This window comes from Nocardia niwae NBRC 108934 = DSM 45340 (assembly GCF_001613465.1).
Classification (GTDB): Bacteria; Actinomycetota; Actinomycetes; order Mycobacteriales; family Mycobacteriaceae; genus Nocardia; species Nocardia niwae.
This window is the reverse complement of the sequence record NZ_BDCK01000026.1, coordinates 15404-40818: the sequence shown is the minus strand read 5'-3', so window position 1 is coordinate 40818 and position 25415 is coordinate 15404. Positions and strand designations below refer to the sequence as shown.

Genomic DNA, 25415 nt, shown 5'->3' with positions numbered 1-25415 from the left:
TGTGCCCGGTTCGCGGCCGAGATGCTCGTCGTCACCCGGTCGGCGCCGCTCGCGCGCTTCGGGGGACCGGTGAATCGTTCGAACCGCGTCACGCGGCCGACTTCTTCAGACGCAACCGGCGCCAGGTGAGAACCGCCAGCACCAAGGTGATCAGCAGCAGCGCGCCGATGTCCAGCGCCCAGATCTCCGGCTTCTGCTGCCAGAGCGTGTCGGGTTGCGCGTTGAGGAACAGTTCGCGGATGTTCACCGTCGACGCGCCGGCCGCGTACCCCCAGCGGGCCGGGAACAGCCAGGACACCTGCTCGAGCGCGACGCGGCCGGTGACCGGGATCAGGCCGCCCGCCATCACCAGTTGGCACATGATGGCCACCACCAGCAGCGGCATCACCTGCTCGTTCGACTTCGCCAGCGACGACAGCAACAGACCGACGACCACGCAGCAGATCGCGGTCAGCGCGATATCGATGTACAGCTCCGCGCTGCCGGACGCCAGCACCGCGCCTTCGCCCGGGCGCTTCTTGCCCGCGAGCACGATGCCGACCAGCACCGCCGACTGCAGTAGCGCGGTGAAACTGAAGACGGCGATTTTCGCCATCAGGTACGCCGAGGGCAGCAGCCCCACCGCGCGTTCCCGGTGGAAGATCGTCCGTTCACCGACCAGATCGCGCACCGTGAGCGTGGAGCCCATGAAGCAGGCGCCCAGAATCAGAACCACCAGCAACTGCTGTGTCTCACTACCGCCTTCGGGCACGAATGAGCCATCCGGTAGCGCTTTCAGCGCGCCGCGCTGGAAACCGTTCTTCCCCGGCACCACGAGCGAGAGCCCGCCGAGGATGAACGGCAGGAGCACCAGGAACGTCAGATAGCCGCGGTCGGCCAGGATCAGCCGGACCTGCCTGCGCGCCAGGGTCGAGAACTGCTTGCCGCGACTGGATTGCGGCGGACTGCCCGCGGGCCCGTACGGCTGGGCGGGCGGCGGGGGTGGCGGCGCGAACGCCTGCCGGGAGCGATAGGCGGCGAACGCCTGATCCGGGTTGGCCGCGACGTCGGCGAAGATCTCCGCCCAGTCGCTGGTACCCAGCGCCGCGCCGACCCCGGCCGGATTGCCGCAGTAGGCGGTCTTGCCACCGGGGGCGAGCAGCAGCACCTGATCGCACATGTCCAAGTGCGCCACCGAGTGGGTCACCACGATCACCACGCGGCCCGCGTCGGCCAGTTCGCGCAGCATCACCATGACCTGGCGGTCCAGCGCCGGGTCCAGGCCAGAGGTCGGTTCGTCCAGGATGAGCAGCGAGGGACCGGTCAGCAGTTCCAGCGCCACCGAGGCGCGCTTGCGCTGACCGCCGGACAGCCGGTCGACCCTGGTGTCGGCGTGCTCGGTGAGCGAAAGCTCCTGCAGCACACCGTCGATGACCTTCTGCCGGTCCTCCTTGCTGTTGTCCCGCGGCAGCCGCAGCTCGGCCGCGAAACCGAGCGCCTGACGCACGGTGAGCTGGCGGTGCAGCACGTCGTCCTGCGGCACCATGCCGATGCGGGACCGCAGCGCCTCGTACTCGGCATGCAGATTGCGCCCCTCGAAGGTGACCACGCCGCCCGAAGGCCGGGTGGTGCCCGCGATCAGGCGCGAGAGCGTCGACTTGCCCGCGCCGGAGGGGCCGATCAACGCGGTGAGCGTCCCGCGGCTGGCCGACATGTTCACGTCGACGAGCAGCTGCTTGTTGCCCTCGACGGTGAAGCCCACCCCGTGCACCGCCAGACCCTGCTCGGCGACCGGCTTCTGCCGGTGCACCAGCGCGCCCTGCTGCACGACGAAGTCGACGTTGCCGACGGTGATGATGTCCCGCTCCCGCAGCACCGCCCGTTGCTGACGGTGCCCGTTGACGAACGTGCCGTTCGCCGAGCCGAGGTCCTCGATGGTCAGGCCCTCGGCGGAGGAGAGCAGGCGGGCGTGCTTACGGGAGGCCAGCGGATCGTTGACGACGATCTGGTTGTCGGTGGTGCGGCCGATGCTCAGGCCGGTCTGCGGGATCCGGTCGCCGCGGGCGATGGGAGCCGTGCTCGCCCTTGCCCGGACCGGCGGCATGTTCGACGTGTCCGCCCTGGTCGTCATGTTGACGTTCAGCGCGGGCGCCGGTGTGTCCTGCGGCGGCGGGTAGGGCGGCCGCTGGAACTGCTGCGCGGGCCGCCGGACCGCGTGCGGCGGCGGCCCCGGCTGCGGGGCGTGTTGCGGCGCCGGTTGCGGCAGGCGCACGGAAGGCCGTTGCGGTGGTTGCGGGTTCGCGGGCAACAGGTGCAACAGCGGGCCGCTGATCGCGTCACCCAGCCGGACCTGCGTGGGACGGTCGATCGACACCGGCTGGGTCAGCCTGCGCGCGTCGACGAAAACCCCGTTGGTGCTCTTGTTGTCGGTCAACACCCAGGCGCTGCCCTGCCAGGCCAACGTCGCGTGCACACGCGAAACGAGGGGGCTGTCGACGAACAGCGTCACCTCCGGCGCGCGGCCCATCGTGACCTGCTGGCTCGAATCGAATACTCGTTCGTTTCCATCATGGCGCACGGTGATGGTCTGCGCCCCCGGTGAAGACATGCAGCGGATACTATTCCATCACCCGGACATCGGCGGTGCCCCCGATGCGCCATAAGCCCCGATCCGGCCACCGATGTGAACGCTGTACCGGCCGACGAGGGGGAGCCTTGCCGAGAGTCCGAGCGAGCGCGCTGGTTGCGGCGCTGCTCAGCATTCTGGTGCTGGTCGGGGGCTGCATCCGAGTGGTCGACGGCCGGGCCGTCTCCATCTACGACGATCCGTTCAAGGTCGCCGGACTGCCCACCACCAGCGGCCCGAGCGGCCCGCGCGCCGGCGTCCCGGACAGCACGCTGACCGCGACCAACGGCGACGGCGGCGCCGTGGACACGCTGGCCCTCAACGCCGTCGACGACATCCAGACCTACTGGCGCGGTGAGTTCGGCAAGGAGTTCCAGGGCGAGTTCAAGCCGGTCGAGAAGCTGCTGTCCTGGAGCGCGAAAGCGGGACGCACCGAATCGGTCGAATTCTGCAAGGAGACCACCTACCACTTGGTGAACGCCGCCTACTGCAGGCTGGACAATTCCATCGGCTGGGATCGGTCGGTGCTGCTTCCCACCATGGAGGAGACCTTCGGGAAGATGTCCGTGGTGATGGTGCTCGCGCACGAGTACGGGCACGCGGTGCAGACCATGGCCAAGATCGTCGGCGCCAAGGACCCGGTGATCGTCAAGGAGCAGCAGGCGGATTGCTTCGCGGGCGCGTTCATGCGCCACGTTGCCGAGGGCAAGGCCCGGCACTTCACGATCAACACCTCCGACGGCCTCAACACGGTGCTCGCGGCCACCGTCGCCATCCGCGACTCCGACCCCGACGACCCGGAGAGCGTGCACGGCTCCGCCTTCGAACGGGTCACCGCGGTGCAGATCGGTTTCACCGACGGCCCCAAGGGATGCAAGGGCATCGATCAGGACGAGATCGACCAGCGCCGTGCGAATCTGCCGCAGAGTTTCAGCGACGACACCGGACGCGGCGAGTACCCGATCACGAAGGACACCCTGATCGAACTCACCAAGGCCCTCGAAGCCATCCTGCCGATCGACGACGAGCCGACCTACGACTACTCCCGGGCGAAGATCGAATGCCTCGACGGCGTGGTCACCGAGCCGGTGTCGTACTGCCCGGCGAAGAACACGATCGCCACGGACATTCCCGCACTCGCCGAGCGGGGTATGTCCAGCTCAGGCGCGGACGACCCGTTGCCGCTCAAGGTGACCGGCGACTACAACGGCTACGTCGTATTCATCTCCCGCTACACCCTGGCCGTCCAGCAGAATCGCGGCGAGAGCCTGGTCGGCGCGAAGACGGGGCTGCGCGCGGCCTGTCTGTCCGGAGTGGTGACGGGCAAGCTGGCCGAATCCGGGCGGCCGGTCAGCCAGGGCGATATCAAACTGGCCGCGGGCGATCTCGACGAGGCGGTCTCGGGCCTGCTCACCGACGGCTTGGCGGCGAGCGACGCCCAAGGCAAAACCGTTCCCAGTGGTTTCTCCCGCGTCGAGGCCTTCCGCGCCGGAGTCCTGAACGGCGAGAGTGTGTGCGATGCCCGCTATTCCTGACCCGGATGCTCAGCGGCCGAACGGCGGCGGGGCGGCCGGCTCGAAACGCAGGACGCGATTGCCGAGCATGATCTCGGTGCCGGGCATGAGCACCATGGACTGGTGCGGCGCCAAACGCACCCAGTCTCGATAACCCGGCAGACGGGTCCTGGTGCCGTTGGTCGAACCGCAGTCCACCACCGTCACATCCCAGTTCACCAGCCGGATCTCGGCGTGGGCCCGGGACATGCCGCCGGAGGCGTCGTCGACGCGCAGCGGGACGAGTCCGCTCTCCGCGGCGGGGGAACGCTCCGGATCGCGCCCGATCACCGCGTCCGCGGCGAGCATGTAGGTCATGCCGTCGTCCAGGATCAGCATGCCCAGCGGCGGGCGGACCACTTCGATCAATGCCTGGGTCTGGTCCACCGGCATCCCGCAGACCGTGCAGAACGCCGCCCGTGGATCGCTGGGATGCGCTCGCGCGCATTTGAATCCCATCACCTTGACGGTCAGCGCGGTCGCCTTTGCGGTCGCCTCCAGCCTCCGCTGCAGTGCCGGGTCGGGTCGCGGCGCGGGATTGGTGCCACCCAACTGGGTGGGCGCGTGGTGCGGATCGATCGGCGTCTGCTGGGCTTCCGCGTCGAGCATGGCGGTCGATGGCGCGGTCGGGTATCGCGGCCGCCCGCCCGTGGGCTGCGGTTCCGGCGCGGGCCGCTCCTGACGTACGGACTCGGTGGGCGGATCGGGTTCGACGCGCGCCGTCGGCACCGGCGACGTCTCCGGGCGGCGATGTGCGCCCGCGGCCCCGGGCTCCCCACCGCTCATCGGCACACCCGCGCGGGAGCCTTCCGACCATACGATCGCGCCACCCGCCTGGGCGATGCCCTCGACCAGCCGGCCGATGCCGCGCTCGGGCGGCAGATCGGGAATGCGGCCCTTCGCGTCGTCGACCAGCAAAGCCGCCGCACGCGCGGGCACCGCCGCAACCCGATCCACGGTGAAAGCCGCGTCGCTGCCTCGGTATCGCTCGAGCGGGCCGTCACCGGCCAGCACGGCGGTGACCGCACCGTGCAGGAAGATCGCCACGCCCCCGTTCTCAGCGGCGGAGAGGATGCCGAAGTCGATCGGTTCGCCCGGGCTGATCTGCTCGGCATGTTTCATCAGCCAGCGCGTCGCCTGCCGCGCCACCAGGGCGCCGGGGCCGTCCGGCTCCCGGTCGGTCGCGTCGCGCACCAGTTCGGCCAGCGATTCGAGGGCGGCGACGGCGGGCGAGTCCGGCGTCGGCCTGCCCGGCTTGCGGTGCGCCACGACGACGACCGCACCCGCGACCCTGGCCACGGCGTGGCTGCCTACGACGACCTCGACCTGCCGATCCTTCACCGGTATCGGCCTCCACCGGAGGTGCAGTGCAAGGTCGTCGCCACATCGACAAGGGTATTGCAATACGAATGCCATCGGTCCCCCTCCCCGGCGTCCGTCGGGTAACTTCAGTGTCAGCAACGGGAGGAACGAGGGGCCTGAGATGGTTCGGACGCAACGCATCGCGCTCACCGCGTCTTGCCTGGCACTGGCAGGGATGCTGGCCGGTTGCGCCGGCGTGCAGGGAATGCCGACGGCGGGCGAGATCGATGTGCGCACGCTGGAAGTCGGCACCTATCCCGTCGACAAACACGAGTACAACCAGGATTCCAGCGGCAAAGGCGCGCTGCTGGAAGGCATGCGGATGTCGGACGCGGTGGTCCCCACCGTACGCATCGACCCGGCGCTGAAGGTCGGTCGCGGCAGCACCGTCGTCGCCGACGCCGACCAGGCGCTCGACTTCGTGGCCAAAGTGTCCCGCCCGGTCTTCGACAACCGCAAGCTGGTCGTGGGGTACGCCGCCAGCGGCGCCGACCGCCCCGACCCGGCGGGACAGTCCAATCCGGCGCCCGAAGCCACCGCGGTCACCAACGCCGTGTTCCGCTTCCCCGACGAGGCCACCGCGAAGCTCGCCGCGCGCGAACTCGAGGACGTCGACATCGCCGTCTCGCCGGACAACCGCAAACTGTCCTCGACGAAGTACCCCGACGCCTACATCCACTGGCGGCCGGGCGTTCCCACCGTCGGCACATTCATGGCGCACAAGGAATTCGTCATCTCCTTGTTCGTCCAGCGTCCCAGGGCGGATGAAACCGACCTGGTCGAGTGGGTCGACAAAACCCTCGCCGCCGAGGTCGCGCAGCTGGACAAGTTCACCCCGACACCGGTGGAGAAACTCGACACCCTGAAGACCGACCCGGACGACCTGCTCGCCCGCGTCGCGGTCGCCGACCGCAAGAACCGCGCACCCGACCCGGCGACCTTCGCGGTCTACGGCGGCTACCACACCGTGCACCGCGCCGACGACGAGTCCGTTCACCTGCGCCTGATCGAGGACACCGGCGTAGACCACATCGGCCTGCTGGACGACAGCTACGTCGCTCGCACCCGCGACGCGGCGGCCGCCCAGAAGCTGGTCACCGGCCTGTTGGAGAGCGAAGGCGCGCACTACGATTCGCTGGGCGCGCCCAGAGACGTCCCCGGCGCCAAGTGCCTGCAGCTCAACAGCAAAGGCGACCCGGATCGGGAGTACAAGTACCGGTGCTACATCGCGTACAAGAGGTACGTCGGAGTCGTCACCAGTGATAAGGAACCGGACGTGCGACAGAAGGTCGCCGCGGAGTATGCGCTGTTGGCGAACAGTTTCTGAGATCAGCGGCGGTAGGCCCTCCGCGCTTGCGCGAGTCCGGGTCACGGGTGCGCCGAAGTAGGATCCGGCGCAACTACCGCAGTCAGGGGAGGGAAGAGTGCAGCACGGCGCGATGTCGAAACCGATTCGGACCGCCTGTGCCCTGGTGCTGGCCGGCGCCGTCGCCTTGGGTGGCGGCGCGTGCGGCGGCCCGGAGGCCGGGAAGGACGAGACCGCGCAGCCCATCGATCTGACGCAGCTCGACGTGGGCAATTACGCGACGACGCCGCGCTCGCTGGGCACGGCGAAGAATCCGGAGCAGGCGCGCATGATCGAGGCGGAGCGGCTGGCGAACTTCGTCCCGCTGCCCGCGGACATCGATCCCGCGTTCGTCTCCGCGAATCCGTCCATCGCCAAGGTGTTCATCGATCCGAAGGGTTCGCTCGGGCGGATCATGGACGTCTCCCGATTCGCCGAGGCGGCGCCGGATTTCGTCGCCGGGTTCCTCAGCAGTGCCGGGAACGCGCCGGACAATCGCGGCTCCGACCTGATCAACGCCGTGATGATCTTTCCGGACGAGCAGAAGGCGGCCGCGGCCGCGGCGGCCCTGGAACGGGTGGACTTCGAGGCCAACAATCGGAACACGCCGGTGCAGATCCCGAAGTATCCCGCCGCGCACGCCCATTGGCAGCCGCAGGACCAATCGATCGGGTCGTGGTTCGCCACGGGGAAGTTCGTCGTCTACACCTGGGTCTACGACTACGTGAAGAACTACCTGGAGAAGGTCGACCTGCCCGAGTTGCTCAGCCTGGTCGAGAAGAGCCTCGACGCCGTGGTCCCGGCGATCGGGCGGTTCACCCCGACTCCTGTCGACCAGGTGATGACGGCGCCGATCGATATGGACGGCATGCTCAACCGCGCCCTGCCCCGGCCACGGGAAGACTCGTGGATCGATCCGCCGGGGGCGTACACCGGTAGCGGCGCGCTGCACTTCACCACCGATTCGGCCGAGGACCGCAGAATCATCGAAGCGGCGGGCGTCGATCGGTACGCCACCGATGGGACCGATCTGTTCCGCACGCGCGATGCCGCCGCCGCGGTCGGACTGCGGGAGCAGCGCGGCGGGCTGACCAAGAAGTTCCGCGGCGCCGAGTCGCCGAAGGGCCTGCCGGTCGCGCGCTGTAAGGAGTACATCGGCAACAAGACGGTGGTCGTCCGGTTCTACTGCTCGGTGACCTACGACCGCTACGCGGCATTCGCCTGGTCGCATCAGCTGCTCGACGCACAGCAGCGCATTTCCGCCCAGTACGCATTGTTGGTGAACGCCGCATGACGATATTCCGCACCGCCGCAGCCGCATTCGCCTGCACGGTGGCCGCCGCCATCCTCACCGGCTGTGGTTCGACGCTGGCGGGCACCGCGCAGCCGGGAGAGATCGACATCCGCCGGCTCGACGTCGGCAACTACCCCACCGAGCCGCCGAACGCGCACGACGACGACTATCAGCCGCTGTTCATCGACATGGGAAAAGTCGCCGCGATGCGGCTGGCCGATCACGTCGCGTCGGCCTACGACATCGATCCCAGGATGAAGTACGGCTGGACGCCTTCCAGCATCAGCAGGGGGACACTGCCCGGTGAACTCGGGCGCCCGGACGCCCTGAAACCGATCGCGGAACGCCACCGGATGATGTTCGGGTTCCACACCAACGGCTCGGATCAGGATGTCAGCCTCTTCGCCTCGGGCTGGCCGACCAAGCCCCGGCCCAATTCCACTACGGTCGGCACGGTCGTCATGCAGTTCCCCGACCCCGACCGCGCCCGGCAAGCCGCGACCGAGTTCTTCGACGCCGACTTCGGCGACTACCGCGACCAGAACGAGCCGGTCACGCTGCCGCGGCAGCCGCAGGCGCGAGCGCACTGGCGTCCCGGCTCACCTTTCCTGCGGGCCATACTCCCGCACGGCTCGTACGTGGTGGCATTCCTCGTCTCGGCCAACGCTCCCGACCGCGACGCCCTCGTCGCCCTCGCGGAGAAGGCGTACGACGTCCAATTGCCGTTGCTCGACCAGCTGCCTCCGCTGACCGAAGAGGAGATGCTGCGTTTGCCCTGGGACCCGGACCATCTGCTGAGCCGTACGCTGAACCCGGCCAAGGTCCAGTCCCCCAGTTACGACGATTCGAACGCGCTGTTCGGTCTGCGCGGAATCATGCAATACGCCGAAGACCGCGATTACGCGAAACAGCGTTTCACCGCGATGGGAGCCGAGCAATTCGCGGTATCCGGCGACACGCTGGTGATCCGCACCGCGAATCCGGAGACGGCGCGGCGGGTGGCCGCGGAACGCATCACCCCCACGGTGGTGGCGGGCCCGGCCGAGCCGCCGCAGCATGTGCCCGATTCGGCCTGTGTGGAGAATCGGTCCGGACTTTTCGCCGACCGACGATTCACCTGCGTCGTCGCGTACAAACAATACGTCGGATTCGTCGCGGCGAATCAACTGCTGGACGCTCAGCAACGCGCTGCCGCACAGTATTCCGTTTTCGCGAACAGCCGATAATGCCGCCGTTTCGTCGCGAATCGGGTCGAGTATGCTGCGTGGCGAACGCCAGCGGCCCGCGTGGAGTCAGGAGATCGTGAAGATGGCGATGAGCCCCGGGACCATCGTCGGCGGGTACCGCATCATCCGCGTGCTCGGCGCGGGCGGCATGGGCACGGTGTATCTGGCGAAGCATCCCAGCCTGCCGAGAACCGACGCGTTGAAGGTGCTCGGCGGCGAACTCAGCCGCGACTACGAGTTCCGTACCCGATTCGAGCGCGAAGCCAATCTCGCCGCCGGGCTCGACCACCCGAACATCGTCTCGGTCTACAACCGCGGTGAAGAACAAGGCCAGTTGTGGATCGCCATGCAATACGTGGACGGCACCGATGCCTCCGCCGAACTGGCCCGCGACCCGCACGCCATGAATCCGCTGCGCGCCCTGCGTATCACCACCGAGGTCGGCAAGGGCCTCGATTACGCGCATCGCAAGGGCCTGCTGCATCGCGACGTCAAACCGGCGAATTTCCTGTTGTCCTCGCCTGCCGACGGTGAAGAAGAACGCGTCCTACTCACGGATTTCGGCGTCGCCAAAGCCAATGACGACACCACCGAACTCACACAGACCGGCAGTTTCGTCGCCACCATCGCCTACGCACCGCCCGAGCAGCTCACCGGCAGCCCGCTGGATCACCGCGCCGACGTCTACAGCCTCGCCTGCTCGTTCTTCAAACTGCTCACCGGACGTAACCCTTACCCGGGAACACAACCCGCGCTGGTGATGATGGGGCATCTGCACGAGCCGCCACCGCTGGCCACCGCGGTCAACCCCGGCCTGCCGCCTGCCCTCGATCACGTCTTCGCCCGGGCCCTGGCGAAGAACCCGGCCGACCGTTTCCACAGCTGCCGCGAATTCACCGACGCGGCCGCGAGCGCGCTCATCCCCGGCTACAACCCTGTCGCGACGCACACCTCCCCCACCTATCCGATCCAGGTCTTCGACCCGCGGCCGAGCACCGATCCGCGCGTCGCCATTTCCGGTCCGGGCAGCGCCCCCGCGCCGAGCGCGCGCAAGAACTGGCTGCTGGCCGCCGCCGCAGGCATCGTGACCGTGGCGCTCGCCGCCGGCATCGGCATCTGGGCGCTGAACCGGGACGAGTCCGCACCGGGCCCCGCGGTCGCCACGCCGAGCAGCACGGCCGCCCTGTCGCCGCTCGAGCGGGCCCGTGCGGACAACCCCGTGTTCCGCGGCAAGACCATCACCATGGTGGACGTCCCGCGGAGCTCGCAGGTCTCGATCTTCCTGAGCGGCACCTCCCAGACCAAGTTTCTGGAGGATCTCGGGTTCGTCTACAACTTCAACTACGCCCGTCAGGGTGACGAGGCCTCGCCTCGGGAACTGACCGGAAGCACCCGGCTGGAGGCCGCGGCGGACGGCTATGTGCTGGCGGTGCGCAGCGACGAAAAAGCCGGTGGAGGTGGACTGCTCGGTCTTCCGTACCAGGTGGCGGGCACCCGGGCCACGGTGATTCCGCTGGATGATCCCGCAGCCGTTGCCGCGGTGCGAAATTGGAGCGAGTCGTCCGAGCAGACATTGCTCGATCGTCTTGTGCCGGTGCTGCGCAATCGCGTGAAGTAATAGAGCCACTTCGCCGAATCGAAAGCTTCGTAGGCCTTTTCGAGTTCCGGGGCCACCGGCTTCGGTCAATCTGCTGGTAGCGGCGGACTTATGCGTTCGGTAAGGTGTACCGCAGCCAGCCCACTCGCCGATCATTACAGCAGCGAGCAGGGGGAAGGAGGGGAGCCGAGCGCTGGCGTTACTAGTCATGCGGACCCGGATCGCATCGTGGTCTTCCGAGCAGGCCCGCACTGCGGCCGCCGAAATCACGGACGAGCCGGGCCGAGGGGCGCAGGGCCCTGATCCCGTGGGGCGATGCCGAACTTTTCTCGAGTCGGATGGAACCGATCAGACCCGCACCGCGTCCAATCAGATGTACAGGCCAACTGAGGCTTCCGCCGTTGGCCGAGACGGGAACCGAAAGGAGCCGAAATGGCAGGACAGCTCGAAGCGAGCGAAGAGGCGATTTCGAAGTTTGTGGACAACTGCCGGCAGCGGCACCAGGATCTGCAGACCGCGATCACCGCACTGAACAGCAAGTCGGATCAGACGACCGCCACCTGGAGCGGTGCGGCGCGTCAGGCGTTCGACACCTTCATGGACAGCTACTTCGCTCAGGCGCGGAAGCTGAACGACCAGTTGGATCAGACGTCGGACAAGCTCGCCCACGCCGGACGGAAGTTCGCCGATCAGGACCAGCAGTTCGCCCAGCAGGTGGCCGCGCAGGCCTCCAGCCTGGACCTTCCCTGATCCGATAGCCGCACCACAGACAACAAGGAGCTCCTCATGGTAGCCAATGATCCCGGTCGGATTGCCTCCAACTTCGGCGAGGTCGAGGCGGGCGCCCAGGCCATCGTGGCCGAGGCGCGCAGCGTCATGACCATGCTCGAAGATTTCCACAAGCAGGTCACCGACTTCGTGACCAACTACTGGAAGGGTGACGCGAACGACGCGTTCGCCTCGCTGCAGGCCCAGTGGAACACCCAGGTCACCCAGCTGAACACCACGCTGGAAAGCGCGGGCAAGCTGGTCAGCAGCGGCAACTCCGACCTGCAGGGCACCGACACCGCGCTGGCGGGCCTCTTTTGAGATCCCGTCTCGGCTGATTCGAGCCCCCGGTACTTCGGTGCCGGGGGCTCGAATCGTCTGTGCCGCTGGATGTTAGACCGTGGCACCATCCGTCACGGGACGACTCGAACCGTGTCCCCGAAGTGTGAACAAGGGGCCTCCAGCTGCGCCCACTCGTCCCCGGCATACTGACAACCGATGCTGACCTGAATTCCGAACTCCAACAGGACATGCCATCGCACGGTTGTCCCGTCCCCCGGATGTTCCACGTAGGCCAAACCGGAACGGCCACCGAACATGACGTCGCGTCTCAAATCGGTCAGCACCCCGGGTGGTCGCTGCGCGATCTGCGCCTCCAACTTCGTGGCCACTTGTTCGTAACTCGACGACGCCGTCAGCGGTGACTGCATCACGGTGATGCGCTGCCGGGCGCCGGCTTCGGGCACGAGATCGACGCGCGCGCGTCCGCTGTCCGGCGATGCGGCAACGCGCCAGCCAGGAGGAATCCGGAACCGCACGCGTCCGAATGCTTCCGGTTCAGCCGCCGTAGACGGCGGGATCGCCGGCGGCGCAGCGCTCGTCGATGCGACGTCCGTGCCGGGTGCCGCGGTGGAGACGTCGTCGCGGCGACCGGACAACGCGACCACCCCGACGCCCAGCAGAGTTACGACCACCACGGCAGCGATCGCCGCGACCGCGAAACGCGCGGTGTCGCGTCGGGGCTGCTGTGCCGCAGCCCGATCCCGAAGCGGTTGCAACCACGCGGTGGCGGCGGCCTGCACCTCCCGTCGATCGCTCGGCTCGAGCCGAGGTCCACGGACGAGATCGGCACCGGCGACTGCACGTAACTCGACGCCGGGGCTTACGGTCTGGTCGATCGCCGCGCGGAGCAAGTCCAGTTTCGCGGGGTCGGTGATACCCACCACCTGCACGAGGTCGATCGGCCCGCTGTCCGATATCCGGGCGATGAGCTGACACAAACCGGCGAATCCTGTCGAGTCCGCGGTTATCTCCGCCAGTGCGAGCGTTGGCTCGTGCTCGCAGGACTCGATATGCACGCCGCGATGACTTCGGATGACCGCGGACGCGGTGGCGGCCAGCGTGCCGAACTCCAGTACCAGCGTTCGCCGGCTGTGACTGGTGCCCTCGTCCGACGCGACCGAGCGCACCGCGATGGTTTCGAACACAACCTCCGCGGTGTGGCGGCGCGCCGCCTGTTCGAGCGCACCGCGACGGCGGGCGCCCCATTCGGTGGGGCAGATCAGCGTCATCCGGGCACACGGCGACGCGACGCGGAGATTTTCGAGCACACTCGCGAACACCGCGCCCATCGCCTCCACCACCGAAGGGGTACGCGGTGGCAGGGCTATGGCGTCGGCCGGCACGAACTGGACCGCCGAGCCGACTTGGGTCAGCGCTTTGGGCGGCTGCCCCACGACGAGGTCGAAACCATTGCTTCCCAACACGATCGTGGGCGGCGCGTCCCAGTGTGTGTCGGCGCCGCGGGCCCAGACGCGCGCCTCGGTGACGACGAGCTCGACCTCGGCCATCAGGGCGACGGCATCCACGCCGTCTGCACCAAGCCCTCCATATTCCGGGTGACGTAGGTGCCTCGGCCCGGTGGCATCGGGCTCGGCCGCTTGGTGCCCATCAGGACGCCCTCGTCCTTGCTGCAACTCAGGATCAGGCCCGCCGAGCCCAGGTCGCGCATCCTGGCCAGCGTCGCCTCGAACATCGCTCTGCTGGCACCGCCCGACCGCCGCGCGATAATCACATGGAAGCCGAGATCGCGCGCATGGGGCAGGTGTTCGAGCAGCGCCTGCACCGGGTTGCCCGCAGACGTGGCGACCAGATCGTAATCATCGATGATGACGTACAGTTCCGGGCCGCTCCACCACGAGCGATCCCGCAACTGCTGGGGCGTGACGTCCGGGCCCGGGGTGCGCTTGCCAACGTAGGCAGCCAGGTCGTTCATGTTCTGGGTGAACTGCGGCGCCGTGGAGCCATAGCCCGCGAGGTACCCCTCCGGAACGAGGCCGAGCATGCTGCGCCGGTAGTCGCCGATGATGAAGCGGGCTTGATCGGGGGTGTTCGACGAGGCGATGCCCTCGATCAGCGAGCGCAGCAGCGTCGTCTTTCCCGATTCGGTGTCGCCGATGACGATGAAGTGCGGGCTCTCCACGAAATCGATGTAGACCGGCGCCAGCTCGGATTCGTTGATGCCGATCGGGATGCGCAGGCATTTCGTGCTCGGGTCGACCTGCGACGGCCAATCACCGGCCAGGTACAGCAGTTGCTCGCGCGGAAGCTGTTCGGGCAGCATACGGACCTGCGGGGCATGCCGGCCCGGCGTCAGCCCGGCGATGGTGGCGACCGCGTCCGCGACGGACTGGGTGAGGGTGGCCGGATCGGAGTTGCCGTCGATGCGGGGCAATCCGGTCAGCATGTGCAGGCACTCGGGAGTCATACCGCGACCCGGCCGGCCCTGCGGAACCAACGAGGCGAACTTGCGCCCCAGATCGGAGTCCATCGGATCGCCGAGGCGCAGTTCGATCCTGGTGCCGATCTGATCCTTGAGCGCGGGCCGCGCCTCCGCCCAGCGATTCAGTGCGATGACCACGTGCACGCCGTAGGACAGACCCTGCACGGCGAGATTCATGATGGTCTGCTCGAGCATCTCGAAATCCTGGCGAATCGAACTGAAGCCGTCGATCACCAGGAACACGTCGCCGAACGGATCCTCGTGCGCCCCCGCGGCGCCCGGGCTGCTCGCCGGGTCGGTCGCGCGCAGTCTGCGGAAGTCGGTCATCGATTCGATGCCGAGCTGCCGGAAACGCGCCTCACGCTGCCGGACGATGGTGGTCATCTCGGCGATGGTGCGCCGGACCTGGTCCTCGTCCAACCGGCTGGCGACCGAGCCGACGTGCGGCAGTCCCTGCAGGCTCGCCAGGGTGCCGCCACCGAAGTCGAGGCAGTAGAACTGCACCTGTTCGGCGGTGTGCGTCAACGACATCGCCATGATGAGCGTGCGCAGCGCGGTCGACTTCCCGGACTGCGGGCCGCCGACGATCGCGACATTGCCACGGGCGCCGGAAAGGTCGATGACCATCGGGTCGCGGCGCTGGTCGTAGGGCCGGTCGACGATGCCGATCGGGGCACGCAGCGAGGACACCGCGGAGTACTCGCCGGTGAGGATGGAGCGCGGCAGAAGCTGGTCGAGCGTCGGAGCCTCCTCCAGCGGCGGCAGCCAGATCTCGTGCGCCGGACGGCCGTGACCGCGGATGCGGGAGACCAGCATGTTGAGGTTGGACAGCTGCTCGCCGTCCTCGTCCTGCTCCGGCTCCAGGCTCGGCTCCGGTGGCAGCGGAACGCGATCCGCTGCGCGGAAGTCGACATGGGTCGCGGTGAACGGCCGTGCCTTGACGTCGATCTCGCCGGACTGCGTGGCCACGGTCATGTCGCGCTGCGAGCCGCCGCCGACGTACGCGCCGGAGACATAGGAAGCCTGGAAGCGCTGGATCTCGCCGGAGTCCGCCTTCAGGTAGCCGCCGCCGGGATTGTTCGGCAGGTTGTAGGCGTCGGGAACGCCGAGCACCTGGCGGGATTCGTTGGCGGAGAACGTCTTCAGGCCGATGCGGTAGGACAGGTGGGCCTCCAGGCCCTTGAGTTTGCCTTCTTCCAGGCGCTGTGAGGCGAGCAGCAGGTGCACGTGCAGCGAGCGGCCGAGCCGGCCGATCATGACGAACAGCTCCGCGAAATCCGGGTGCTGGGTGAGTAGTTCGGAGAACTCGTCGAGCACCACGAACAGGGCGGGCAGCGGATCCAGGTCGGCGCCCGCGGCCCTGGCCTTCTCGTACTCGGAGACGTTGGCGAAGTTGCCCGCCGCGCGCAGTACTTCCTGGCGGCGGTTCATCTCACCGGCCAGGGCGTCCTTCATGCGGTCGACGAGATCGGCTTCTTCCTCCAGGTTGGTGATGACGGCGGCGACGTGCGGAACCCCTTCCAGGCCAAGGAAAGTCGCACCGCCCTTGAAGTCGACCAGCACCAGGTTCAGCTGGTCGGGCGAGTGCGTGGCGAGCAGGCTCAGCACGAGGGTGCGCAGGAACTCCGACTTGCCGGAACCTGTGGCGCCGATGCACAGACCGTGCGGGCCCATACCGTTCTCGGCCGCTTCCTTGATATCCAGTTCCACGGGGAGGCCGTCGGCGCCAACTCCGAACGGGACGCGCAGGCGTTCCCGTCCGTAGCGCGGCCGCCAGGCGTGCTCAGGGTTGAACGAGCCGATATCGCCGAGGCCCATCAGCTGCGCCCAGGTCGAGATCACCTCGGAGTCATCGGTTTCCACGTCGCTGCTGCGCTGCGTGGCCGCGCGGTAGGGCGCGAGCCTGCGCGCCACCTGCTGCGCCTGCTCCGGGCTGATCCGGTCGATCAGTGCGAACCGCTCCTGATTGCCGGTGGCGCCGCGGCCGACGCATTCGCCGTTCTCCACGATCATCTTGATCCCGCGCGAGACCGCCAGGCGCGGCGCGTAACCGCACAGGTCGATGATGGTGACGCCCTCGTAACCGGACTCGCGCAGCTGATCGTCCTCGGCCTCGAGCAGACCACCGTCGACCACGATGACGATGTGCACCATGTTCGCGTTCGCGGGCTGGTTGCGCGAGTACCGGACCCGGTTGCCGAGCAACGGATGCAACCCCGCCATGGCCTCCCGGATCGAGCCGTAGAACATGCGCTGGGTGCCGATGCCGTCCTGCGTGTCGGGGTGCTGGGTGTGCGGGAGCCACTTGGTCCACTCCCACTCCGGCGCGGTGTCGGGTCCGCAGACGACCGCGACGAGCACCTGGTCCGGCGCCTGGAACATGGACAGCTGCACCAGCATCGCGCGGGTCATGTCGCGCGCCTGGCCGCGGTCGCCGTCCAGCGCGATGGTGGCGAAGCCTTTGACCGCGATGGCCGTCGGCAGGTCGGGCACGGTCGAATGGGCGCGCACGAAGCGGCGCAGCGAGACGGCGGCGATCGGCTCGAGCTCCTCGACCGGGCCGGTTTCCGGAGCGACCAGCCGGGTGGCCAGGCGCTGCCCGCCGAGACCGATACGGGCGTGGCAGAAGTCCTTGTCCCCCGCGCGGCGTTCCCACATACGGCTGGTGCCCGCGAGCATCCAGACCAGTTCGGGCTCCGGATGGCTCCATTCGACGGAAGCCCGCTGCTGCGCCGCGGTCTCGTTGACGTCCTTGCGAACCTGGTCGAGGTACCGCAGGTAGTCCTTACGGTCCTCGTTGGCCTCGGCGGCCTTCTGCCCCTTGCCCCCGCCCTGGCCTGCGAACATGCCGACCATGGAGAACAGCATCATGAGCGGGAACATCATGCTCATGGGATTGGAGGCGATGCCGCCACCCTGGGTGAACAACAAGGCCATCATGCCGACCATGCCGATCACCATCACGACCGGCATGAGCTTGAGCACCAGGTTTCCCGGTGTGACCCGGGGGATTTCGGGCGGGGGCTGCAGCGTCACCTCGCCGCCGGGCGTTCGAGGCATCTCGCGGCGCGCACGGCGCTGGAAGCGGACAGTGCTCATCGACGAGATTCCCCCTTCAGCCAGCTGTGATCCGGCCTCAGTGTAGAGGTCACAACCGACATGTCGTACAGTTCGACCAGCATTCTGCTGCCCGGACCGTGGGTTCGCAAGCTCGCCCCCGGCCTGCTGCGCCGTGGAATCACGAGGTAGAAGACCGAGTTGGGGGAAGCTTGACGCACGCGCGACTTGACCACATCGACGAAGAATCCTCGCGCGGAATCGTCCGCGCACCCGACCTCGCGCGGGTGACGATTCTGGCCAAGCACACTCAGGTCGACATGGCCATCCCGGTCGACGTGCCGGTCGCGCTGGTGATTCCGAGCGTGGTCGACATGGTCGCCCAGCACAGCCGCACCAACGACTTCGACAACGAGGGCGAGCGTTACGAACCCGCGGAGTGGGTGCTGGCCCGGATCGGTCATCCCCCCTTCTCCAATTCGCTCAGCCTCGGCGAGCACGGCGTCCGCGACGGTGAACTGCTGATGCTGGAAAGCGCCTCGCACACCGCGCCGACACCGCTGTTCGACGACATCATGTACAACGTCGCGATCGCCGACACCGACCACTACCGCAGCTGGACCCCGCGGGTCGCGCGGATCACCGGCTCGGTGCTCGCGGCGCTGACCATGATCGTCGGCTGCCTCGGTCTGCTGCTGTCGCCCGGCTCGCTGCCGGTCGCGGTGGGCGGTTCGATCGCGCTGGTGGTCGCGGTCCTGCTGGTCGTATCCGCGATGGTGCTGAGCAGGATGTACGGCGACACCGGCACCGCACTGGTACTCGGCGGCTGCGCGCTGCCCGCGGCGTTCAGCGCCGGCATGCTCTACGTGCCGGACGATTACGGCTGGGCGCACGTGCTGCTCGGCTCGGTCCTCGCGGGCGCGACGGCGATCCTGGCCTGGCGGGTCACCGGCGTGGGCCTGGCGTTGTTCATCGGCGTGGCCACGCTCGCCACGTACGCGGTGCCCGCGTCGCTGGTCGGCCTGCTCACCGACCAACCGGAACGGGCCATCGGCGCGGGCGCGGCGGCGCTCGGCCTCGCCGGGCTGTCCCTGGCACCGCGGGTGTCCATGCTGCTGGCGAAACTGCCGCTGCCGCCGGTCCCTTCGCCGGGAACCCCCATCGATCCCACCGAGGACGACCCGGACGATCACCGCGCGCTGCCGACCATGGAAGTGCTGCGGGTGAAGTCGGAACGCGCCCGCATGTACCTCGCCGGTCTGGTCGCGGCGACCACGCTGGTCACCGCCGCGGGCGCGCTCGCCGCCACCGATCCGGCCGCCGACGACCCGTACTGGCCCGGCATCGCGCTCGCCCTCGTCTGCGCGGCGGTGCTGATGTTCCGCAGCCGCACCTACGCGGGCGCGGAGCAGGCCGTCGTGCTCATCGCGGGCGGCGCGGGCATCGTACTGATCATGCTGGTGGGCGCCGGTTTCGCGATGCACCAGCCGCTGACAGTCTTCGGCGCGGCGATGGTGTGCCTGGTCGCGGCGCTGATCCTCGGCATCATCATCCCGAACCAGTCGGCCACCCCACCGATGCGCCGCGGCGTCGAACTGCTCGAGTACACGTTCGTCGCCGCGGTACTGCCGCTGGTCTTCTGGGTGGCGGACCTCTACGCCCTCGTTCGCGGGCTGTGAACCGGGCACTGCGCACCGGTGCGGCCGCAGCGGTGCTTTCCCTGAGCGTGTCGTTCGGCCTGGGTGCGAGCCAAGGCGTCGCCTACGCCGATCGGCCACCGCCGGTCGATCCCGGACTATTGCCACCGGGTGATCCGGCTCGACCACCGGACAAGACCGAACGCCCGGGCAACACGGCCTGTTATTCGACCCAGCAAGGCGGCGATGGTCCCGCCCCTCCCGCTCCGCAGCGCTCCCTCGACCTGCCACACGCATGGGAGTTCTCCCGTGGCGAGGGCCAACTTGTCGCGGTGATCGATACCGGCGTTGCCCGTCATCCTCGCCTTCCCGACTTGGAGGCGGGTGGCGACTACGTGGTCGACGGCGGCGACGGGGTCAGCGAGGACTGCGATGCGCACGGCACCGTCGTCGCCGGAATCATCGCCGCCAAGCCACAGGCGGGACAGGGATTCTCGGGTGTGGCGCCCGAAGCGCGAATTCTATCGATTCGCCAGACCAGCGCGCTGTACGACTACGCGAACCGGCAGGATCGAAAGCCGGAAGACCCTCCCAAAGGGTACGGTAGGGTCGAGGCACTCGCCGCCGCGATCCGGCGTGCCGCCGACCGGCGTGCGTCGGTCATCAACATTTCGCTCGTCTCCTGCTTGCCCAATGGCGTCAACTTCGGCGACGGAGCGGTCGGCGCCGCCGTGCGCTACGCCACCCTCGAAATGGACGCAGTTGTGGTGGCCGCGGCGGGCAATACCGACGACAACTGCAAGGCGAGCAATCCAGGGATCGATCCGCTGAATCCGACCGGTGATCCGTGGAACAACGTGACCACCAACGTCACGCCCGCGCGTTACGACGACTATGTCCTCTCCGTCGGTTCCATCGACCAGAACGGAGCGCCATCAAGTTTCACCGTGCCGGGACCTTGGGTCGGCGTAGCGGCACCGGGCGAGGACGTCGTCTCGCTGGATCCGCGCGGAACCGGAACCATCTCGGGCAAGTACGTCAACCAAAGTCTCGTACCGCTCAAGGGAACGAGTTTCGCAGCACCGTATGTATCCGGAGTGGTCGCATTGGTGCGCGCTCGTTTTCCTGAACTCAGAGCCCTGGACGTGATCAGACGTATCCAGGCGACCGCCCATGCGCCGGGCGAAGGCTGGAACCCTCATGTCGGTTACGGTGCGATCGATCCGATCGCCGCGCTGACCGCCGAAGTGCCGAAAACACTTCCGCCGAAACGACCCGCGGCAGCCCGAAGCGTCCAATTGCAGGTGCCGTCACCAGCTCCGCCACCCGATAACCGTGCCCGCAACGTGGCCCTGATCGGCAGCGGCACCGTCGCGGCACTCCTAGTCCTCGGCATGCTCGCCTCGTTCCCGATCCGCCGCCGACTCGGTGTCCGCGACGACTGAGATAGTTTGCCCCATCACACCGTCGAAACAACTGTGGCCCGTCGTTCGACGGGCCACAGTTTATTCAGTTCAGCGAAGAACAACGAACACAAGACGAACCATCCAACGACGGAGCGCAGTCGCGGATCTCTCTACTTAGGATCTCGGTTGCAGACAATGTGTCTCGAGCTCGTCTCAGCCGACATAGATTTTGTCGACATAATATCCGTTCCGCCCTTTTTTGCAGCTATAGAACGGCGCCCACGAGGGTGATGTCGATGTCGGCTCGTCACGCTTACGCCGACGTTCGGCCTCATTCTCGGGATCCTTGTAGCTCAGCTCATCCTTGACCTGTTCGCAGTGCGACTTGCTCATACCGTCGCCCGTGACAGGCTCCGCCTTGGCAACACCCGCCATTCCGGTCCAGCCAGCACTTATCACCGCCAACGTACAGATTGCCGACACGGCTACACGCCTAGACTTCATGTATTCCTTCACCTTCTGCTCAGCCCGGCAATGAAACCGCTGAGCTCGACGATCCGAGTCGAACTACCAGAATTCGGAAAAGCACCGATGATGCTCCGTCACCCCATCAAAGAAGCTGCGGGAGCGACGCTTTCACGATTGTTGTGATCTCGATTCACTGCCGCACCGGTTTCTACTTGCCGCTGTAATAGACGGTGATCGACGGCCACGCACCCTCGGACGTGATCTCGTTGTGCAAGACAAGGTCCTGGATAGAGACGTCTCCGAGTTGCGCGATGGAATCCGCAACCGTTCGAAGCAGTTTCACCACGTCTCCCTGCCCTTGACCGGCCGGGTTCGACTGCGAGAAGTGATTTATTTGATACTGATCGCCTGCCATGGCTTTCTCCTTCAGATCTCAGACCCTATCGGCGGTTGCGCTTCTGCTTGTTCCTATCCCCGTTGTATTTCTCCGCCTGCTTGATCTTCTGCATAGCACGGTTGTACGCGGCCTGGTCGTAGGGACGACCCGCATTCTTGTTATCGACCGCCTCCTGTTCTTCAGGAGACAGCTGAGCCGGAGACGGCGCTTCCTTGACGACGCCAGAAACCGGGGATGCTGCCGCCGCTACCGGCGCGGTACCGACCGCACCGGCACCAAAGGCGGCAAGCAAAATCGCGGCTGCAGCGATGGCGTGGCGACTGTACGACACGTGACTTCCCCTCCTGGTTGTGTACAACAACGACATCGCGCTCGGTGCGCGATGCAAAATCCGGACGTTATGTGGCTCCGAGGTAGGGATGACGACCCTCAACCTCAGATGCCTTTGATGCAGACTTTGCCTGTCACTGTCTATAGACGCGCCCCATCGAAGATCGGTTCCCTCGATCTCCGAAATATTTTGGGTAACCGGCTTCCCCAGGTCAGCGCCGCCGCGCGGCGACACATGATGAACGGCAAGCAGCGCTGTTCGCGACGACAGGCGTCCATCCAAGCGCCGTGGAATTCAGCCGTGCTCCGGTTATTTCGCCGAGGCCACCGGTTGCTTGGCGGGGGCGGGGTCCGGAGCGACACCGTCGTGGGCGACCATGGCAGCCTCGCGACTCAGGGTGGGACCGCTTGCGAGCAGGCCGACGATCGGCCACGGCGCGGGTTCCGGCGTCACGCCCGATTCCTTGTCCATGCCGAGTGCCTTCGCGGCCTCGTTGTCTCTGACGCCGTAGCGGACGCCGGTATCGGCGACGTAGAACATGCTGTCCTTGCGCTGGCTGTCCGGCTCGATTCCCGTGCCCTGGACGAATGCGCCGGAACCGGGCTTGAAGTACACCGAGTCCACGTTGGGGCCGTCACCGTCGGCTTGGGCCAGCGGCACCAGCCGAGCGTCTTCCCGCATCGGCAGACCCACGCCGGTGATCATCGAAAGTTCGGCATGATTGCCACCGCCGCCCTCGGCGGCGGCGATCGGCTTCCACGACAGACAGCTGACCGGCCGATCCTTGATCTGCACGAGCGAGGGCGCGGTGCCCGGATAGTCCTTCACCGGCAGTGTCGTCGATATAGGCGATTGGCTCTTCTCGAACGGAATAATCGTGGGATTGCGGCCCGCCGCCGGGTCGGAGTTGAGAATGATATTGGCGGTCAGCTGCGAGATTTCCTGCCTGCCATCCTGCAGCACCACGAAGTACTGCTTCGTCGCGGGATCTTGCACCACCTCGCCGATCCGATGATCACCGATGTCGTATCTCGGCTGCGCGCCCCGATCGTCGATGTGCGGCACCTCGATTCGCTGTACCTCGGGGATCGCGTTGAGCAAGCCTTCGCTGATCGGCCGCGGGGCCACGTTGCGAATGCCCAGCGCCTCGGTCACGGCGTTGTTGTTCATGTCGACGCGGGCGCGCTTGTTGTCGTAGACGAGGTAGGTGGCGTCCTTGCCCTTGACGAGCAAGGCGTTACCCGACTCCATCGCCGAAGCCTTGGCTCCGAGTTCGAGGTCGCCGATGAGCACCGAGGTGGTTGCCTTGTTGGTGCCGTCCAGCTGTAGGGAGTCACACACCGTCCACGCCCGCCCCTTCCCCTCCTTGTCGAAGGACAGCGAGCCGGGAGCCCCTGGAATGCCGATCAATTGGCCGCGCGGCTTCTTTCCGAGCTCGGACTCCTTCACAGTCGCGGGCTTGGCCGCCTCGCCCGCGGCCAGGCGGGCGGAGGCTAGGTTGAGGGCCGGGTGCACCACGTCGTCGATCACCACGTAGACGGCGCCGGAGTCCTTGCCGATCAGGATCTTGTTGTCGTCGCCGATCTTGCCCTGCGGACGCAGCAACGCGAGCACGCCGCATCCGGCCAGCACGACGCACGCCAGGATCAGGCCGGCCGCGTACGCGCGGGACTGGGAACGCATGGGATCGTGCAGCATTCGCACGTCCCGACGCACCAAGGCGTGCTCCATCCGCCGGACCAGAAAGCGGTAGCCGCTCACCTGCCAGCGTGTGGTGGGTTTTGAAGGCATTATTCCTCCCCCGAACAGTGCTCACGTTCGCCGAACACAGTACAGTTCCCGGGGACGTTTGTTCAGCTCGGCCACAGCGCACCGGCCGACATTGGTACTTGGGGGACGACGATGGCGGAACCGGCAGGCGCGGCACCACGACCGCTTTTCGGGCGCGTCTCGATGCAGAACCTGCTGATCGCGCAAGTCATCGGGCTGCTAGCCGGAGTTGTCGCGCTGTTCGCCGGCCTGCCGGGTCCTGCCGCGTTCGGCGTCGCGGTGGTCGTCGGACTGATCCCGCTGATCCCCGTCGCCAAACGCACCCTGCTGGACTGGGTCGCCACGTGGTGGCGCTACCTGACCCACCGTGACTACGAGATCGGTGACACCGTCGATTTCCGCGGCACGGACGGACGTTCGCTCGGCCTGTTCTGGGATGGCAGCCGCGTGGTGACGGTGGTCGAGGTGCTGCCCCCGCCCGGTGGACTCACCAGGATCGCTCGCACCACGGTGCACGCCTCGCACCTGCTTCCACTGGCCGAGCTGGCGAAATGCCTGAACCAGCACGACATCCTGCTCAGCGGCATCGACATCATCAGCCACGGGCACCGCAGCCGCTCCGGTACACCCGCGGGCAAGATCTACGAATCGTTGCTCGGCCCGCTGCCCGCCACCGCCCACCGCACGGTGTGGCTGGCGATCAGCTTCGATGCGGTGGCCTGCCCGGAGGCCGCGGCCCGGCGCGGCGGCGGAGCGGAAGGCGCCTCGCGCGCGGTCACCATCGCGACCCAGCGGATCATGCGCACGCTCGAGGACGCGGACTGCAACGCCCGCATCCTGACCGCGCCCGAGATCCGCCAGGCGGTTCTGCAGATCACCAGCGGCTACGACCCGCGCACGCTCGAGCACAGCTGGCGCTACGCCGAAATCGGCAACAGCGTGAACGTCGGCAGCGCGCTGGATCCCAAGCGGCTCGAATCCGACCTGCTCGCGCAGCTGTGGGTGGCGCCTTCGCGCGGCACGACGGTGGCGGTGCGGCTGCGTCCCGGAAGTTCGGCCGACTCGGTGAGCATCGGCGCCGCCTGGCGCCTGACCGCACGCGAGCTGCCGGAACGCTCCGAACTGCCAGGCATGATCTCGATGAACGGACGCCACCGCGACAGTCTGCTGGCCCACCTGCCCATCGCGGTTCCCGGCGTGGACGACACGATCCCGATGATCGAGCACCTCATCGACATCGTGGACGATCTGCATCTGCCCTCTTCCGGCTGCGGCCAGCTGATCGGATCGGACGACGAAGGCAACGGCGTGGCGGTCCGCATCGTCGGCGCGGGCATTTCGACGGTGTATGTCGCGGGCGAGCTGTATCTGGCGCAGCAGTTGGTCTTTCGCGCACTCGCGGTCGGTGAACGGATCCTCATCCGCACCGATCGGGCGCGGGCATGGGAGAACCTGGTCACCACGATCGGCAATCCCGAGCGGCTGACCATCGCGGTCGAAACCCACCAGTCCGACGCGGGTTTCACCGCCACGGTGGTGGACGGCGTGCTCGCACCCGCTCCGCACGCGGGCGTCACCACCATCTACGTGACGGGCGACCCGATGGGCTGGCCCGCCAGCCGTCCCGATCTTGCCATCCACCAGCCGGGCGCGATCGGCAATCATGTCGTGCTGCGTACGGGGACAGCGCAGGTCGACCTGACGCTGGTGTCGATCCCCAGTGAGGCCACCTACATCGGTCAGCCGCGTGGCCGTCGGGCGATGCAGCCGCAATAGCACGCAGCCGGGCGAAAAGACCGCGCCAGCATCGGCTTGAC

18 protein-coding genes are annotated in these 25415 nt (G+C 67.3%); 10 read left to right on the top strand and 8 right to left on the bottom strand.

Going from position 1 to position 25415, the window contains the following annotated elements:
- Positions 1-88 precede the first annotated feature (88 nt).
- The gene (locus NNI01S_RS18380) at positions 89-2587 is read right to left on the bottom strand and encodes an FHA domain-containing protein (RefSeq protein WP_063021348.1); all 2499 of its coding nucleotides are present in this window, start codon (positions 2585-2587) and stop codon (positions 89-91) included.
- Between the two features lie 107 nt (positions 2588-2694).
- Between NNI01S_RS18380 and NNI01S_RS18375 the strand changes: the two genes are divergently transcribed.
- Positions 2695-4140: a neutral zinc metallopeptidase gene (locus tag NNI01S_RS18375; RefSeq protein WP_063021347.1), complete on the top strand. Its 1446-nt coding sequence runs from the start codon at positions 2695-2697 to the stop codon at positions 4138-4140.
- Between the two features lie 9 nt (positions 4141-4149).
- Here the strand turns inward: NNI01S_RS18375 and NNI01S_RS18370 are convergent, their stop codons facing one another.
- On the bottom strand, positions 4150-5499 hold the full coding sequence (locus tag NNI01S_RS18370; protein WP_063021346.1) for an FHA domain-containing protein: 1350 nt from the start codon (positions 5497-5499) through the stop codon (positions 4150-4152).
- 142 nt (positions 5500-5641) lie between these two features.
- Between NNI01S_RS18370 and NNI01S_RS18365 the strand changes: the two genes are divergently transcribed.
- From NNI01S_RS18365 to NNI01S_RS18340, 6 genes are all read left to right on the top strand, one after another.
- Positions 5642-6847 carry a DUF7373 family lipoprotein gene (locus NNI01S_RS18365; RefSeq protein WP_063021345.1) on the top strand — a complete coding sequence of 402 codons (1206 nt, stop codon included), beginning with the start codon at positions 5642-5644 and terminating at the stop codon, positions 6845-6847.
- A 112-nt stretch (positions 6848-6959) separates the two neighbouring features.
- Positions 6960-8159: a DUF7373 family lipoprotein gene (locus NNI01S_RS18360; protein WP_245676267.1), complete on the top strand. Its 1200-nt coding sequence runs from the start codon at positions 6960-6962 to the stop codon at positions 8157-8159.
- Complete coding sequence (locus tag NNI01S_RS18355; RefSeq protein WP_063021343.1) at positions 8156-9385, top strand: DUF7373 family lipoprotein; 1230 nt, start codon at positions 8156-8158, stop codon at positions 9383-9385. The genes NNI01S_RS18360 and NNI01S_RS18355 overlap by 4 nt, the downstream gene beginning before the upstream one ends.
- 82 nt (positions 9386-9467) lie before the next feature.
- On the top strand, positions 9468-11003 hold the full coding sequence (locus NNI01S_RS18350) for a serine/threonine-protein kinase (protein ID WP_063021421.1): 1536 nt from the start codon (positions 9468-9470) through the stop codon (positions 11001-11003).
- A gap of 411 nt (positions 11004-11414) precedes the next feature.
- Positions 11415-11732 (top strand): WXG100 family type VII secretion target, encoded by a 318-nt coding sequence (locus NNI01S_RS18345; protein WP_039795679.1) that lies wholly within the window; start codon positions 11415-11417, stop codon positions 11730-11732.
- A gap of 36 nt (positions 11733-11768) precedes the next feature.
- Positions 11769-12071 (top strand): WXG100 family type VII secretion target, encoded by a 303-nt coding sequence (locus NNI01S_RS18340; protein ID WP_039795677.1) that lies wholly within the window; start codon positions 11769-11771, stop codon positions 12069-12071.
- A gap of 92 nt (positions 12072-12163) precedes the next feature.
- Here NNI01S_RS18340 and NNI01S_RS18335 read toward each other — a convergent pair whose 3' ends face one another.
- Positions 12164-13618, bottom strand: coding sequence for a type VII secretion-associated protein (locus tag NNI01S_RS18335; RefSeq protein ID WP_063021342.1), 1455 nt, complete (start codon positions 13616-13618; stop codon positions 12164-12166).
- Positions 13600-17631: a type VII secretion protein EccCa gene (gene eccCa, locus NNI01S_RS18330; protein WP_063021341.1), complete on the bottom strand. Its 4032-nt coding sequence runs from the start codon at positions 17629-17631 to the stop codon at positions 13600-13602. The genes NNI01S_RS18335 and eccCa overlap by 19 nt, the downstream gene beginning before the upstream one ends.
- Positions 17632-17801: 170 nt before the next feature.
- Between eccCa and eccD the strand changes: the two genes are divergently transcribed.
- Positions 17802-19268 carry a type VII secretion integral membrane protein EccD gene (gene eccD / locus NNI01S_RS18325; protein WP_063021340.1) on the top strand — a complete coding sequence of 489 codons (1467 nt, stop codon included), beginning with the start codon at positions 17802-17804 and terminating at the stop codon, positions 19266-19268.
- Entirely contained in the window at positions 19265-20671 is a 1407-nt protein-coding gene (mycP, locus tag NNI01S_RS18320) for a type VII secretion-associated serine protease mycosin (protein ID WP_245676266.1), read from the top strand. The genes eccD and mycP overlap by 4 nt, the downstream gene beginning before the upstream one ends.
- 174 nt (positions 20672-20845) lie before the next feature.
- Here the strand turns inward: mycP and NNI01S_RS34610 are convergent, their stop codons facing one another.
- The 4 genes from NNI01S_RS34610 to eccB form a co-directional block, all read right to left on the bottom strand.
- Positions 20846-21136, bottom strand: a complete 291-nt coding sequence (locus NNI01S_RS34610) for a hypothetical protein (protein ID WP_157114854.1) — start codon at positions 21134-21136, stop codon at positions 20846-20848.
- A 172-nt stretch (positions 21137-21308) separates the two neighbouring features.
- Positions 21309-21515, bottom strand: coding sequence for a hypothetical protein (locus tag NNI01S_RS18315; RefSeq protein WP_063021339.1), 207 nt, complete (start codon positions 21513-21515; stop codon positions 21309-21311).
- Positions 21516-21540: 25 nt separating this feature from the next.
- Positions 21541-21828 (bottom strand): hypothetical protein, encoded by a 288-nt coding sequence (locus tag NNI01S_RS34605; protein WP_157114853.1) that lies wholly within the window; start codon positions 21826-21828, stop codon positions 21541-21543.
- Positions 21829-22137: 309 nt separating this feature from the next.
- Positions 22138-23619: a type VII secretion protein EccB gene (gene eccB / locus NNI01S_RS18310; RefSeq protein ID WP_084488958.1), complete on the bottom strand. Its 1482-nt coding sequence runs from the start codon at positions 23617-23619 to the stop codon at positions 22138-22140.
- Between the two features lie 111 nt (positions 23620-23730).
- Here eccB and eccE point away from each other — a divergent pair, with 111 nt between their 5' ends.
- Positions 23731-25374, top strand: coding sequence for a type VII secretion protein EccE (gene eccE, locus NNI01S_RS18305; RefSeq protein ID WP_063021337.1), 1644 nt, complete (start codon positions 23731-23733; stop codon positions 25372-25374).
- Positions 25375-25415 lie beyond the last annotated feature (41 nt).

Bases quoted from the DNA above. Each gene is read 5' to 3' on its own strand.
- NNI01S_RS18345 (WP_039795679.1), top strand. From the start codon at position 11,415: ATGGCAGGACAGCTCGAAGCGAGCGAAGAGGCGATTTCGAAGTTTGTG.
- eccCa (WP_063021341.1), bottom strand. From the start codon at position 17,631: ATGAGCACTGTCCGCTTCCAGCGCCGTGCGCGCCGCGAGATGCCTCGA.
- NNI01S_RS18365 (WP_063021345.1), top strand. From the start codon at position 5,642: ATGGTTCGGACGCAACGCATCGCGCTCACCGCGTCTTGCCTGGCACTG.
- eccE (WP_063021337.1), top strand. From the start codon at position 23,731: ATGGCGGAACCGGCAGGCGCGGCACCACGACCGCTTTTCGGGCGCGTC.
- eccB (WP_084488958.1), bottom strand. From the start codon at position 23,619: ATGCCTTCAAAACCCACCACACGCTGGCAGGTGAGCGGCTACCGCTTT.
- NNI01S_RS18355 (WP_063021343.1), top strand. From the start codon at position 8,156: ATGACGATATTCCGCACCGCCGCAGCCGCATTCGCCTGCACGGTGGCC.
- NNI01S_RS18315 (WP_063021339.1), bottom strand. From the start codon at position 21,515: ATGGCAGGCGATCAGTATCAAATAAATCACTTCTCGCAGTCGAACCCG.
- NNI01S_RS18380 (WP_063021348.1), bottom strand. From the start codon at position 2,587: ATGTCTTCACCGGGGGCGCAGACCATCACCGTGCGCCATGATGGAAAC.
- NNI01S_RS34610 (WP_157114854.1), bottom strand. From the start codon at position 21,136: ATGAAGTCTAGGCGTGTAGCCGTGTCGGCAATCTGTACGTTGGCGGTG.
- NNI01S_RS18340 (WP_039795677.1), top strand. From the start codon at position 11,769: ATGGTAGCCAATGATCCCGGTCGGATTGCCTCCAACTTCGGCGAGGTC.
- NNI01S_RS18360 (WP_245676267.1), top strand. From the start codon at position 6,960: ATGTCGAAACCGATTCGGACCGCCTGTGCCCTGGTGCTGGCCGGCGCC.
- NNI01S_RS18350 (WP_063021421.1), top strand. From the start codon at position 9,468: ATGGCGATGAGCCCCGGGACCATCGTCGGCGGGTACCGCATCATCCGC.